The 14,075-nt window shown below is 49.1% G+C and carries 14 protein-coding genes; 2 read left to right on the plus strand and 12 right to left on the minus strand.

What is annotated here, in order from left to right; genetic code table 11:
• Positions 1-34: 34 nt before the first annotated feature.
• The 5 genes from JSQ80_RS27650 to metH all read right to left on the minus strand — a co-directional run bounded on the left by JSQ80_RS27650 (position 35) and on the right by metH (position 7,911).
• Positions 35-871 carry an HAD-IIA family hydrolase gene (locus JSQ80_RS27650; RefSeq protein WP_206097993.1) on the minus strand — a complete coding sequence of 279 codons (837 nt, stop codon included), beginning with the start codon at positions 869-871 and terminating at the stop codon, positions 35-37.
• An 11-nt stretch (positions 872-882) separates the two neighbouring features.
• On the minus strand, positions 883-1,992 hold the full coding sequence (locus tag JSQ80_RS27655) for a Gfo/Idh/MocA family protein (RefSeq protein ID WP_206097994.1): 1,110 nt from the start codon (positions 1,990-1,992) through the stop codon (positions 883-885).
• A 299-nt stretch (positions 1,993-2,291) separates the two neighbouring features.
• The gene (locus tag JSQ80_RS27660) at positions 2,292-3,287 is read right to left on the minus strand and encodes a metal-dependent hydrolase (RefSeq protein ID WP_206097995.1); all 996 of its coding nucleotides are present in this window, start codon (positions 3,285-3,287) and stop codon (positions 2,292-2,294) included.
• A 97-nt stretch (positions 3,288-3,384) separates the two neighbouring features.
• A complete protein-coding gene (gene rnz, locus JSQ80_RS27665; RefSeq protein WP_206097996.1) occupies positions 3,385-4,305 on the minus strand; it encodes a ribonuclease Z in 921 nt (306 codons plus the stop codon).
• Between the two features lie 168 nt (positions 4,306-4,473).
• Positions 4,474-7,911, minus strand: a complete 3,438-nt coding sequence (metH, locus tag JSQ80_RS27670) for a methionine synthase (RefSeq protein ID WP_206097997.1) — start codon at positions 7,909-7,911, stop codon at positions 4,474-4,476.
• A gap of 163 nt (positions 7,912-8,074) precedes the next feature.
• On the opposite strand from metH, the gene JSQ80_RS27675 reads away from it, so the two are divergent.
• Entirely contained in the window at positions 8,075-8,620 is a 546-nt protein-coding gene (locus tag JSQ80_RS27675) for a cupin domain-containing protein (RefSeq protein WP_206097998.1), read from the plus strand.
• 140 nt (positions 8,621-8,760) lie between these two features.
• Here the strand turns inward: JSQ80_RS27675 and JSQ80_RS27680 are convergent, their stop codons facing one another.
• From JSQ80_RS27680 to JSQ80_RS27700, 5 genes are all read right to left on the minus strand, one after another.
• A complete protein-coding gene (locus tag JSQ80_RS27680; protein ID WP_206097999.1) occupies positions 8,761-9,213 on the minus strand; it encodes a FixH family protein in 453 nt (150 codons plus the stop codon).
• 209 nt (positions 9,214-9,422) lie between these two features.
• Positions 9,423-10,229 carry an HAD family hydrolase gene (locus JSQ80_RS27685; RefSeq protein ID WP_206098000.1) on the minus strand — a complete coding sequence of 269 codons (807 nt, stop codon included), beginning with the start codon at positions 10,227-10,229 and terminating at the stop codon, positions 9,423-9,425.
• 55 nt (positions 10,230-10,284) lie between these two features.
• Positions 10,285-10,818, minus strand: coding sequence for a methyltransferase (locus JSQ80_RS27690; protein ID WP_206098001.1), 534 nt, complete (start codon positions 10,816-10,818; stop codon positions 10,285-10,287).
• A gap of 117 nt (positions 10,819-10,935) precedes the next feature.
• Positions 10,936-11,154: a DUF896 domain-containing protein gene (locus JSQ80_RS27695; RefSeq protein WP_206098002.1), complete on the minus strand. Its 219-nt coding sequence runs from the start codon at positions 11,152-11,154 to the stop codon at positions 10,936-10,938.
• Between the two features lie 277 nt (positions 11,155-11,431).
• Complete coding sequence (locus JSQ80_RS27700) at positions 11,432-11,803, minus strand: LysM peptidoglycan-binding domain-containing protein (RefSeq protein ID WP_087435511.1); 372 nt, start codon at positions 11,801-11,803, stop codon at positions 11,432-11,434.
• Positions 11,804-12,054: 251 nt separating this feature from the next.
• Between JSQ80_RS27700 and lexA the strand changes: the two genes are divergently transcribed.
• A complete protein-coding gene (gene lexA / locus JSQ80_RS27705) occupies positions 12,055-12,681 on the plus strand; it encodes a transcriptional repressor LexA (RefSeq protein WP_087435510.1) in 627 nt (208 codons plus the stop codon).
• 65 nt (positions 12,682-12,746) lie between these two features.
• On the opposite strand, the gene JSQ80_RS27710 is transcribed toward lexA, so the two are convergent.
• Both JSQ80_RS27710 and JSQ80_RS27715 read right to left on the minus strand, forming a co-directional pair.
• On the minus strand, positions 12,747-12,950 hold the full coding sequence (locus JSQ80_RS27710; RefSeq protein ID WP_206098003.1) for a hypothetical protein: 204 nt from the start codon (positions 12,948-12,950) through the stop codon (positions 12,747-12,749).
• Positions 12,951-13,248: 298 nt separating this feature from the next.
• Entirely contained in the window at positions 13,249-13,878 is a 630-nt protein-coding gene (locus JSQ80_RS27715; RefSeq protein WP_206098004.1) for a hypothetical protein, read from the minus strand.
• Positions 13,879-14,075: the final 197 nt, after the last annotated feature.

The following is a 14,075-nucleotide window of genomic DNA, read 5'->3' on the forward strand; positions in this document are numbered from 1 at the left end:
TCCTTCCTGTTCACATGATGATATATATCGTGAATTATTGTTCGTTCACCGCATCGATGAACCATCGGCGCATTTCCTCCATGTCGTGACAGACGACATCCGGGGTTACACCGGAGCGCGCTTTGTATTCATCGAGATTGGATGGTGTCGTTAATCCGGTAAAGACGAGGGCTGTGCGGCAGCCGGCATTGACTCCCGCAAGCATATCCGTCATCATGTTATCACCAACGACAATGGCATCGGCCGGTTTGCATCGCATTCGCTCCAGCGCCACTCTCATAATTAACTCGCTCGGCTTCCCGATAATAACCGGTTCCACGCCTGTAGCGGCTTGCACGGCAGCGCCGATCGTGCCGGCTCCCGGGGAGAACCCCTTATCGGATGGCAGCATAAGGTCAGGATTGGTCAATATCGAAACTGCACCGTTGCGGATAGCGCCGGATACGGCTTCGAGCTTGGCGTATGAGAACTGACGGTCTATTCCTTGCACGACGACACCGATACTTTCGTCCAACACTTCATTCACGTCATCTGTCCATCGAATACCGGCTTCGGTTAATGCTTGCTGCAATCCTTGCTCTCCTACCATAAATACAAGTTTATCCGAATGTTTCATCTGAATATACGATGCAGCAGCTTGAGCAGACGTGAGAACATCTTGAGGATTTGCAGGTATGCCAAACCCTTGCAGCAGCTTGGCCACATCTTCTGGCGTGCGAGAAGAGTTATTCGTCACGAACAGATAAGGAACTTGGAGCTCCTGCAGCGTGGCAATCAATCGATCCGCGCCCTCCACCTTCGCGGAACCGTGGTACATCGTCCCGTCCAAATCGATAAATGCACAAATACTGTGATGGTTACGATTGTTCATAAATGACAGCACTATCCTTTCTTGCCCATGTTGACCTGCTTGGCCGTAGAAGACTGAATGACATGATCAACCCAACGCTCAACGGCGTAGCCATCCGCAAGCGACGGCGCCAAATCCAGCCAACGTCCGTCGCCGGACAGACGCAAAACAAAGTGATGCAGCGCACCGAAATGACAATCTTGAAAAATTCCCATCGTCGCCTTCTCGTCTGGCAGCAAGTACAGGCTGTCCGGTTCCGGCGTCGCCTGCATGCTGCCGTTCAAAAGATGGAGTGTCGGCTTCTTGTCGCGTTCCAAGTCACAGGTGATGCTGCCTTTCGAGCCGACGATATCGATTCGGAACGCATCGGCACCGTAAGCGATGCGCGACACTTCCACGAGACCGCGCACGCCCTCTTCCGTCCGGAAGTTCATAACCGCCCAATCATCGACATGCACGTCCACCCGTTCTTCCGAACCAGCCGCTTTCATACGGCTTGGGATGAACGTTTCCGTGTGTCCTTCGATATGGGCGAATTCGCCGAACCAATGACGAACTAAATCGAGCGCGTGCACGCCGATATCGGTAATGGCTCCTCCTCCGGACAATGTATCGCTCAACCGCCAGCTGTATGGTCTATTTTCATTTAAATATCCCGAACGCATATACGCCATCTTACACTGCAGCACATCACCGATAATGCCTTCCAGCAGCCAAGCGCGAATGCGCATCACTGCCGGATGATAGCGGTATACAAACGCAAGCTGCTGCGGATATTGCGGCGGCACTTCTTGCAATAACGCTTCCGTAGCCTGCGCGCTCTCCGTTACCGGCTTCTCGCAATAGATCGCCTTGTTATGCTCCATCGCCATCCGGACCTGTTCGGCATGCAGCGCGTTCGGCGTGCAGATGCTCACCACATCCGTGCCCGCTTGCTGCAACGCCTCTTCCAAGGAAGTTGTCACATGTGTAAATCCGATCTGGGCGGCTCGCGCTTCGACTTGTTCGGGTCTTCGCGTGACGAGTGATGACAGCACAGGTGTGACAGGCAGTGATTTGATAATCGGCATCGTACGCAAGGCAACCATATGCGTCTTCGCAATTGTGCCGAATCCGACTACGGAAAATCCAAGTGTGTTCATACAAGGAGCCACCTTTCTTTTTCCCTGAACATTTATGTGGACGCATTTTGGGAAATGCTTAACTTTGATCCATTGTAAAGAACCGTTTCCGCGCTTGCAACACTTGTTATCATTACGCGGTTGCGCACAATAAGTCATTTTCTCGTTTCGACGCCGTGCGACGACAGCTGTCGTCGAAATGAAGGTTCTGCGCGCCATTCCGCGTCGGTCGACGAAGGTTTTGTCAAGTCCTGCGCTTTCCCGGGAAACTATTTAAGAGAAATAAAAAAAACGGATCGCTCCGTTTCCGCTTGAATCCCCTACACATAGGGCGGCTCCCATCCTTTCTTGCTCCATCCCAGCTTCGTCTTCACGACATTCAACTGTTTGTCGAGCTCGACTTCCACGCCGAACGGCAGCCCGCGCCGATGCCAGAAGCGAACGTCATTCCACACGACTCTATATCCGTCTTTCCACTGCTGAGCCTGCACCACGATACGTTCGGCGAATCCGTGAAAAGCTCTGACTCCATCCGTTTCCAGAGTGCGCTCAATGATTGGATTCAAAGAGAACGATTTCTCGTAGCGGGCATGACAATCAAAACGAAGCGGCGTGCGCATGGGAAATGGAGCAGCTTGAGTTACCCATCCGGTCAAATAGCAATCTTCCGTCTCCACAACATATTGCCATCGGCATAGGCTAAGTTCGGGAACCAGCTGATGATGCGCCGCATCAGGGAATTGCTGCCGGAGAAGCCGCAGCACCTTGGAGCACGTCCGCCAACGCCAGAATATATAAAGCAAGGACAATGCGTAAGCTGCTACAAATAACGATGAAGCTTCTTGTCTGTCAAGCCACCACCAACTGCTCAACACAGCCGCGTGGATGCCAAACAGAACGGGATCGAACAGACAGAGCACATCTCTATGCAGCCACCTTGAAGTGAAGGGAAGTCCGGCCTGAACGCCATACGCATTTAACCAGTCCAAACCTATGTGGAGCATCACCGCGATGAACGACCACATAGCGACAATCGGCCAGTATTCCCATACATGAAATAGAGATGACAACGGAAGCGAAATGACAAACGGCCATACGAACCAGGCAGGAACGGCATGGGTCAAGCCCCGATGATACCTTAAATACGCCGCATAGCCCCGCAGCCTCGTAATGGTGTCAAAGTCTGGCGCATGCGAGCCGATGAGCGTCGCAGCCAAAACTGCACCGAATAGCTGCGGTTGTTCCGCGATTTGAGGATGCAAGCATGCGGCGCCAGCCAATGTAGCTCCGAACAATAAGTGACTTGCGGTATCCATTCTATTTTCCTCCTCGTCTCTTCTGGTATCCAGAATCGGTGACTCCTTGGATAAGAAGAGGGTACCGCACAATCGTTATCAGAAAGTTGGAACTATATTAAGTTGTTGTAATGATCGCATGTTCATCGGCCAACACCGTATTCGGGAACACTTCCCGCGCCTCGCCAAGCAGCTCCTCCATCACTTCGTCTTCTTTGTAGCGTGAACTGAAATGTGTCAGCGCAAGCTTCTTCGCCTGGGCAGTCTTGGCGGCGGTTGCGGCTTGCTTTGCTGTACTGTGGCCAAAATCATGGGCATTCTCCTTCTTACCCTCCAAGAAGGTAGCCTCATGAACAAGTAAATCCACATTGCGCGCCAGCCGTACGATGTTGTCGCATGGCCGGGTATCACCCAATATCGCGACAGAACGTCCAGGAATCGGCGCGCCTACTACTGAAGCGGCGAACACAAGCTCCCCGTTCGGCAGCTCGATATCTTCTCCCCGCTTCAGCTTGCCGTACATCGGTCCAGGCGGAATGCCTTTCTGTTGCAGCAGTTCGAACTTAAGCTTGCCCGGGCGATCCTTCTCCTGTACGCGATAGCCGTAGGAAAGAATACGATGCTCAAGCGGCAGAGCGGTCACCGTAAATTGATCATCCGACCAAATTATGCCCGGTTCAATTTCTTTAATGCGCAGTTCATAAGGCAGCTGTGTTTCGCTTACGGCAAATACAGTATGTATGAATTTCTTCAACCCTTTCGGGCCAAATACGGTCAGTGGCGTGACTCCACCCTGATAAGCCCGGCTTGACAACAATCCAGGGAGGCCGAATAGATGATCGCCATGCAAATGGGTAATGAAAATGAATTCGCATTTGCCCAGCTTGAGCGGACTGCGGAGAACTTGATGCTGCGTCCCTTCTCCACAATCAAACATCCAGAACGAGCCTCGCTCTTCGTAGAGCCGCAGCGCCATACTGCTGACATTCCGGCGCGTCGTCGGCATACCTGCGCCTGTTCCCAAGAAATAAATATCCATGTCTCCTTGCACCTCCTTATGTAGCTTCATGAATATTAAACTACATTAATAATGTTGTTTTGTCATTATTTCTTTAATCTCAGCATCATTGATGAAAAAAGCCTCCGCACCACCATGTAATGGCAATACGGAGCTTTCTGCTAAACTGTCTTTTGCTATCTTCTACTATTATGCTTTATCCACGTTAAAATATTGCCCCTGAGGATGGGCGAACACCATTGCGGTTACCGAAGCTTCCGGTTCCATCATAAAACCTTCCGTCAGCTGCACTCCGATGTCCTCCGGCTGCATCAAGCGGAAAAGCGGCTCTTGGTCCTCCAGATTCGGACAGGCCGGATAACCGAAGGATACACGCACTCCCTGATATCTCGCTCCGAATCTTTCCTTCATCGTCATCTCTTCCGGGTCCGGAATGCCCCATACTTCGCGCATCATGTGGTGAATGCGTTCCGCCAGCCCTTCGGCCAGCTCCAAGGCGACAGCCTGCAGCGCATGCAGACGCAAATACTGTCCTTGCTTTTTCCATTCCTCCGCGCGCTCTCGCACATTTTTGCCAGCGGTGACGACGAGGAATCCGACATAGTCCATTGTACCGCTGTCTTTGGTTCGCAGAAAGTCGGCTAAGCATAAGTACGGCTCCACCTGTTGCCGCGGGAATGTAAAGGTGTGCAAAACTTCATTATGATTTTCCGGATTATAAATATGGATGGAGTCTCCTTCAGATTGCGCCGGGAAGAAGCGGTACATCGCATTCGCCTGCAGCACGCCTTCCTGAGCCCCTTCAACCAATATTTGATCGACCGTACCCTTCAGCCCCACGGTCTTCGGATCTTGTTCCCGCAGACACTGCTCCACAGATCCTTTCAGACCAAGGTGGTGTCCGAGCAGCATCTGCATGTTCACGTATGGAACGACTTGTGGAATCGGTATATTCCGCAGCACGTGCCGCTCCAAATCGGGCGGGAGATACACGGGTGCTTCCTTGACGGCCGAACGAACCGCACGCGTCAACTTTGGCAGCTTCGCTTGCTCTTCCTCTTCACGCGCCAGCCGTTCCTTATGCGCACGCAATTCGCTCACGAGCCGCTGCCGTTCAGTGTCGTCCATCAGCTTGTTGGCCAAGTCCAGACCTTCCATCGCATCCTTCGCATACAGCACAAGGCCATCGTATTCAGGACTGATGCGGTTTTTGGTAAATTTACGAGTTAACGCGGCTCCCCCGACCATAATCGGGACATCGATGCCCGCGTTGCGCAAATCTTGAGCCGTAATGACCATCTGCTGAGCCGACTTCACAAGCAGACCGGACAACCCAATCGCATCCGGCTTCTCCTTGCGATACGCTTCAATCAATTGTTCCGGCGGTACTTTGATGCCTAAGTTGACGATGTTATATCCATTGTTCGCAAGAATAATCTCCACCAGGTTTTTCCCGATATCATGCACATCGCCCTTGACTGTCGCCAGCAAAATCTTTCCTTTGACGGCTGACTCGTTCTTCTCCATATACGGCTCGAGGAAGGAGACCGATGCTTTCATCACTTCCGCGCTCTGCAGAACCTCGGCAACGATAAGTTCATTGTTGTTGAACAACCGGCCGACTTCCTCCATCCCCTTCATTAGCGGGCCGTTAATGATTTCAAGCGAGCTATATTTACTTAACGCCTCGGTTAAGTCGGGAATAAGGCCTTCCTTCGTCCCCTCCACCACGTAGGCAGCAAGACGCTCTTCGAGCGGCAAATTGTTCGTCTTCTCTTTTTTCTCCACCTTGCGGTTGCGGAATGCCGCTACGAAGGCAGCCAGCGTGTCGTCATTCGTCTCATATAAGAGCGCTTCTGCCAGCTTGCGTTCATGCTCCGGGATCGAGGCGTACCGTTCCACTTTTTCCGTGTTCACGATGGCGTAGTCTAGCCCCGCACGCGTGCATTCATATAAGAAAACGGAGTTCAGCACTTCACGGCCGGCTTCCGGCAACCCGAATGACACGTTGCTGACACCAAGAATTGTCTGGCAACGCGGCAGCGCTTGCTTTATAAGCCGAATGCCATCAATCGTTTCTTTGGCCGAACCGATATATTGCTCGTCACCGGTACCTACCGGGAATACCAACGGGTCGAAAATAATATCTTCCGGCTGCATCCCGAAGTCATTCACCAATATGTCATAAGACCGCTTTGCCACTTCCAATTTGTCCTCGCGCGTAATGGCTTGACCTCGTTCGTCGATCGTCCCGACAACAAGAGCAGCGCCATAGAGATGCACGAGCGGCACGACCTGCTCGAATTTATCCAGCCCGTCCTCTAAGTTGACGGAGTTAATAATAGCTTTGCCCTGCGTGTGCTTCAAGGCGAGCTCTAGCACCTTCGAGTCAGTCGTATCGATGACGAGCGGCACTTTCACCTTCTTTACAACTTCTTGCAGGAAGCTCTCCATATCGAGGGCTTCATCGCGGTCAGGGTCCTGCACACAGACATCAATGACGTGTGCGCCGCTCTTCACCTGAGCCCGGGCAATTTCCGCCGCCTCTTCGATTTTGCCTTCGGCGATCAAGCGCTTGAACTTGCGTGAACCAAGTACATTCGTGCGCTCTCCCACCATATATGGACGTCCTTCATTTTCGATATAGACGGTATCGATACCCGAGACTGCCGGTGGATGCTCGCCATAGTTCTTGCGAGGCTGATGCTGGCTAAGCACTTCAGACAACGCTCGAATATGATCGGGCGTCGTGCCGCAGCATCCGCCAGCAATGTTCAGCCAGCCCTGCTCAGCAAACGAGGCAATCTTCCGCGCCAACGTATCCGGCGACTCGTGATATTGTCCATTCTCGTCAGGCAGACCTGCGTTAGGATAACAGCTTACGGCGGACTTCGATATCGATGCCAATGTGCGTAAATGGTCGCGCATAAATTCTGGACCTGTCGCACAATTCAGACCAATCGAAATCGGCTTCAAATGCTCCAATGATATATAGAATGATTCAATGTTCTGACCAGCGAGCGTCGTCCCCATCGGTTCAATCGTGCCGGAAATCATCAACGGCAATGTGATGCCCGTCGTTTCAAAGGCCCGTTGAATCGCTATGGAGCCCGCTTTTACATTAAGTGTGTCTTGGGAAGTTTCCAGCAGCAGCGCATCTACTCCAGCTTCAATAAGCGCTACGGCCTCTTCAAAATAACTGTCAATCAACAAATCGAACGTGATGCCGCCGGTCACCGACAACGTCTTGGTTGTAGGCCCCATAGCACCAGCAACATAGCGCGGCCATTCCGGTGTGCTATATTTAGCCGCAGCTTCCACTGCGAGCTTCGCTGCCGTCAGGTTCAACTCGCGGGCCCGGTCTTGAAGATCGTATTCGGCTAACACGACGCTAGTCGCTCCGAATGTGTTCGTCTCCAAAATATCGGCGCCTGCTTCGAGGTATTGTTCGTGTATTCGTGAAATAACATCAGGACGAGTCAGCACGAGCATTTCGTTGCAACCATCTAAATGCTCGCCCCCGAAATCATCCGGAGTTAAGTCTGCCTGTTGGATCATCGTCCCCATGGCACCATCTAAAATGAGAATTCTGTCTTGGAGCCGTTCTTGTAAAGTTGGTTTCCTCATCCCTCTGCCCACCCTCTATCTAAACGTTAGAACCTAGTTTAACAGATGTGAACCAATTAGGAAAGGCTCGCATGTCCTCCATTGTAAAATGTTTCTTGCCCATTCATTTCCTCTGTACTATAATACGAAATAATAAATCTTGGCAGGGAAACGAGGGATTGGCATGGCACAGATTCGCATCCGAAACACGAACGAATTGGTCACCGGAGAAGAGAACGTTCGCTCTTTCTTAACCGTTCAAGGCGTTTTATATGAGCATTGGGATCCTAACAAACTGGACGAGCCACTTCGCGATAAATTTGTGCTGACCGATGAGGAGAAGCTAGCCATTTTACGCACATATGAAGCAGAAATCCGCGATTTGGCCGAGCGGAGAGGTTATCGGACTTGGGATTTGATTTCTCTGTCTGATGCTACGCCCAATATTGAGGATTTGTTGAAGAAGTTCGAACAGCTTCATACGCATACTGAAGACGAAGTGCGGGCCATTACGGCTGGTAATGGCATCTTTATCATTAAAGGCAGCGACGATATAGGTTATATGGACGTCATCCTAGAGGCAGGAGATGTTATTTCTGTCCCGGAAAGCAAACCGCATTACTTTACACTCATGGAGAACCGGAAAATCGTTGCGGTACGTTTATTTATAGAAACCGAAGGCTGGATTGCCCATCCGTTTGAAGATGATACATTTCAGAAAGCACAGTGAAGTCAAGAATAGAAAAGCGGTCCGCCTTGTTTAAGGCAGACCGCTTTTTATATTACAAGCAAGAGTACAGCCTCCCACACAGGGTTAGACTGCATTTGAAATTATGTACGTTTGATGAGCTGCATCTTTTGTTTTCAGCGCTATTTTACCTCGAATGCCTTCTTAGGCATCGAGTGCATATCTCGCGCCGTCACGTGGGAAATCACATTGTAGGTTCCTGGCTTATCAAATATATGCTCCATTTGATAGGTGCCATCCTCCTTTAACTTCCCTTCCGACTTTTGATGCTGCTCTTCGCCTTCCATCCAGTACTCAAATTCAACTTTATCCGCATCATCCACCGCTTTGTCGCTTTGCGTCACGCGCGCGGAAATGACGACCGGTTCGTTGGCCTTAATCTCATCAGGAACTTTCAATTCCACATTGATCATATCAGGTATCGAGCCGTCGGCATTGGCAGCGCCATGCTCACCATGTCCTTCGTGCATCGCACCGGCTGGTTTCTCAGCATGTTGATCATGATCGCCGCCATTGCCGCACCCTGCTGCAAACATGGCAGCGAGGCCCAATGCGAGAGCTGCTTTTTTCCACATCAATTCATTCACTCCTTCAGTCCATTCCAAATTGTCTTGTATCATTATAGACAACTTTACCCATATCGGGATGACTCAATAGAGCTATTTCGGGCCACATTGTGTGACGAAACAATGACATTTGTCACATTTTACATTATTACGCCTTTAATAATGTTAAAAAAAGCCTGCGACGCTCGCAGACTTCATTTACGGACAATGAGATACTATTACGGTTTCATCGAGTCAATCTGATCGATTATGGCAAATAACTGAGATAGATCAGAGATTTCATATTCGGGATGGATGTCGCCGGAGAGTTCCAACCCTTTTCGGTTAAGCCAAGCATGATGCATACCGACATTATGTGCGCCTTGTATATCAGTCGTCAGTTTATCGCCAACCATGAGCCCTTCACTTGGCTCAATATTCAACAGCGACATGGCATGTTGAAATAAGCTAATTGCCGGTTTTCCTTCCGGATAGTTGCCGGATATGACAATGTGATCGAAAAAAGGAATCAAGTCAGGCACACCATCCAGCTTCTCCTGCTGCAAGTCGGGCGACCCGTTCGTGAGCAGCAGCAGCGGATAGCGCGTTTTCAACTTGCTTAGCACCTCGTATGTTTCCTCATATACATAAGATCTGGAACGGCGTTCATTCATGAACCGCTCAGCCAATTCAGCACCCAGGACCTCGTCTTCCACTCTCATTGCTTGCAAGCCGCGGGTCCAAGCCGACTGGCGGTACATCGGGGCCAGTTGCTGCAGCATGCGAAATTCCTGATGCTCGCCACCGGTAAAATGTCCCCATAAAGCTTCAAACGGATTAATGCCGATATTTTGTGTGAAGGAATATGTACCATAAGAAGCATATAAATCGCGCGCCGCTTGCCGTACTTCTGCTTCCAACCGCTCCGGGTTCGCTCCCGTCTTGGACTGGGCATATTGGCATGTGGCCGCGAACGCCTCCTCCACGCACCGTTCGTCCCATAATAACGTATCATCTAAATCAAACAGAACTGCTTGAATGGACATATCGGACTCCCTCTTTTACTATGGCGTTTTGAAAATCCTCTTTTTATCGCATCATTTATTTAACCGAGCCGATTGCTTTCGCATCTTCTGCGAACTCAATACGATGCTGCTGTGCAAAGAGACGCAACCGCTCAGCCATCGCGTTCGTATCATAACGATTCATCGTGCGCGAAAAGACCCAGCTGGATCCCTTTCTGCTATGTTCAATAACGACATAACCAGGCTGTGTCACAATCTTCGTTATCTCCTGAGCCGGCAACGTCCGAATGCGGTTCCACTTAATGGTGGACAGTTCATCTTGGCCAACCCGGAGGAACGGCCGTCTCAGGAAGAGGATAATACCCAACCCCAAATAACAAAAGACAGTTACCCAATACAACGTTGGCGACTGCATATCCGTCACTGCTCCGCCAAGAAAGGCGTAGATGACTGTAAATCCGATGAGCACCATCGGCAGGATATAACTGCGGCCCTTAAATTCTTTATAGGCGACGGTGCTGGTCGACATCATTGCTTTCCCTTGCTTCTTGCGCTGCTTGTTCAGTTGCGCGCTGTTACGGCGCACCTTGCGTTCCCAACTGCGAGACATGAATGTTAGCCCCCTATACACGAGACGTTGATGAATCTGTAAACTGATGGAACTTGAATTAATAATCTATATCTTGCCGGACATGATCCGGTATTTATACCGCTTTGTTCTATTGCGTTAATGGACAAGCCCGCCGGAACCGCCCTTTTCATCCAATTGCTCTTCATCTTCAACAAAGCGAATCGTGTCCAAATGGTTACGCACTTGCTTCCGGAATAAAGCCAAATATTGTTCTCGCAGGCGCGCGCGTTCCGCCAACTCCTCCTCATTCAAGCCTTCGGTCTTCTGCTTGCGGGCAAGCTCGTTTATCCGTGCGATCAACAGATCGATATTCATTGTCGTACCTCCATGTAATCTAAGCATATCTTCTACTTTGACATGGCAGGTCAAGCTTGTCAAGCAAGCGCTTCGACTGCAATCCGCATCAAGAGTGCAAATAAAATGGCACAGAAAAGAGACCCTAATTGGGTCTCCCCCTAATCTATATCAATTGATGAGTGAAATCATACTATTATCACATGTCAATCATGAAGAATCTCCTGCATCACGGTTATATATGCAACCGTCTCACATCAAGCACCTTGGTTGTATCAAAAGCAGAAAACGGATTCCATTACTCCATATCAAGCGGCACAAATAGAACATCACCCGCCAACAACGTGTGACCCTCCATATCATTCAATACGATGATTTCATATATATATTGACGAATATCCATATGTTCTGGTTTGTAAGCAGCAGCAATAGCCCATAAGGAATCACCTGGTTGAACAAGCACTCGTTCCACGGCACTCTCCGTCGCCGCCGGTTCTTGTGCATCATCCCCCCATGCTTGTACAATACTGCCGCAAGTGACGAAAAAGAGAGCGATCGTAAAAACGATAAGACGAAGGCGACGTATATGGTGTGAACGACGCTGCTTTCCTTTACCCTCGCTGGCAGTAGTCGATACATTATAAATTGAACGATAAGTTGTATACATCATCTATCTCATCTCCCCAAACACTTGTTCTATTGCGTTTGCACATAATTTAACACGAACACTTGTTTGAGTCAATATATTTTTGGAACATTCGTTCCCATCTGATTCGTCCGTGCCCCTTCATAATTGGCGCCCTATTCAAAAGAAAGCTTAAAATACGCGAGTTTATGCATTTTTCTTAGAACTTATGTTTGTACGAACGGAGGTTCTATGGTATAATTTTGACAAAAGAGTATTCATTGGAGTTGATACCCTTGTCTAAAATATCCAGTCGTCAACAAGCGATTCTTGATTTTATACGCAATGAAGTTCGTGCTAAAGGTTATCCCCCATCGGTTCGCGAGATTGGCGAAGCGGTCGGCTTAGCCTCCAGTTCTACAGTGCACGGCCATCTTGATCGCCTTGAGAAGAAAGGCTTCATTCGCCGCGACCCGACGAAGCCGCGCGCAATTGAACTGCTCAGCCATGAACAATCCGAGCGTAATGAGTTCACCCACACTGTCGCAAGAATTCCGGTCGTCGGCAAAGTAACGGCAGGTGCACCGATTACGGCTACCGAGAATATCGAAGATTACTTCCCGTTACCTATGCACATGGTCGGGGACGACGAAAATGTCTTTATGTTATCCGTTATAGGCGACAGCATGATCGAAGCCGGAATACATAACGGCGATTATGTCATTGTTCGCCAGCAGCAGACTGCTAACAACGGAGACATCGTCGTGGCGATGACAGAAGACGATGAGGCAACGGTCAAGACATTCTATCGCGAGAAAGACCACATCCGCCTGCAGCCTGAGAATCCGACATACGAACCCATTCGTCTGCAGCACGTTACGATTTTGGGTAAGGTAATCGGTTTGTTCCGGGATTTTCATTAGCAAAACACAGCCCTTGGTTCTCCTTTCAGGCGAATTATCGGCTGTGTTTTTAATTTTCATTGTTTTTACGCTGATCTTCCCTTTCTTGCCGGCTGCCATGACAATATGCGATCCATCTTGAACGGACGCCATCCACTTGAACGCAAGCAAGTTGCGTGAACGGTGCCATCCTTGATCTTGTGAATGATAATGCGGCGCTTCGTGATATCGCCATGTCTGTCTTCATATATGATCTCAACTGCTTGACCAATGAAATGTTCAAGACGCATGTCATTTCACCCCCCGATTCAGAACGTTTGTTCTTATTATATGCGATTCTCCGTTCTGCCTCCAATAGTAAAAGCAACCAGATTCCCTGCTTTTGTTTTGGGCATAAGAAAAGGCATCCCGAGGGATGCCTTCACACTGAAACTCATTTTTCTTCTATTATATATGCTGTCCAGCCAAATTTATTTTGCACTAACTGTTGGCCGCGCTCAGCGTCTCCCCTTGTAGCAAAGGTCCCTGTTTTAAGACGCAGACCATTCCCCGTTCTTCTTTTATTGAATATATTACATATTAGTTCCGCTATGATTTCACATTGGACCAGTGTACAGGGTCTTTAGAGACCGGCATGAGATGATACACCCCATACGTTGCACCCACTTTTACAAGATCATCGTAATTGGAAATAGTAATAGATGTTCCATCCGCTTTTTTTATAGTCGTCTTCTTGGTAACCGGCGAGTTCATATCAATTGCGTTTCCACGGATATGATCTGAATCAAGTGCGGGGGCTGCCACAATGCTGTATGCGGCAACCATTTCAGCAGCGGCTTTTTTGGATTTGGTATATTTACTGTCATCATTTGGGTGCACCCATTGAATATTGACACCGCTCATTGAAGGAACGTCTTTAGGACTGATTTGCCCTTTGCTAATTTTGTATGAATAATGCATAAGATATGCCCGTTCTTTTGGTCTTAACGTAGAAGTTACTGTAACCGTAATATTGGCATCCTTCATCGCTTTAATAAACTTCTCAACTTTCGGTCTGAATCCACTGCTCAAATCACTAACATTTGCGGAATTAGGAAATTCCTGAACCCATCTCTTCCCGCTTACACCACTGTAAGAAGAAGACGCTCCAAAAGCTGTTGCAGGCACGACAAGGGACAAAGTAAGAATCAGCATTACAGCAACTTTAAATAGCTTCATATAATACCTCCTAAAATATTGTTATTTTTTACCTAATTCAAATATACCAAATTTTCTCTATTATTGATATACTTTTTAAAAATTTAATATATCTGAAATCCAAAAAGAAGAGCCTCAGATTTGTCCTGCGGCTCTTCATAAACCTGCATGTAACATGAATGAGAAAAAGCACCACTGTGGGTGCTAAAGTAAAACAT

This window comes from Paenibacillus apiarius (assembly GCF_017052585.1).
GTDB classification, from domain to species: Bacteria; Bacillota; Bacilli; order Paenibacillales; family Paenibacillaceae; genus Paenibacillus_B; species Paenibacillus_B apiarius.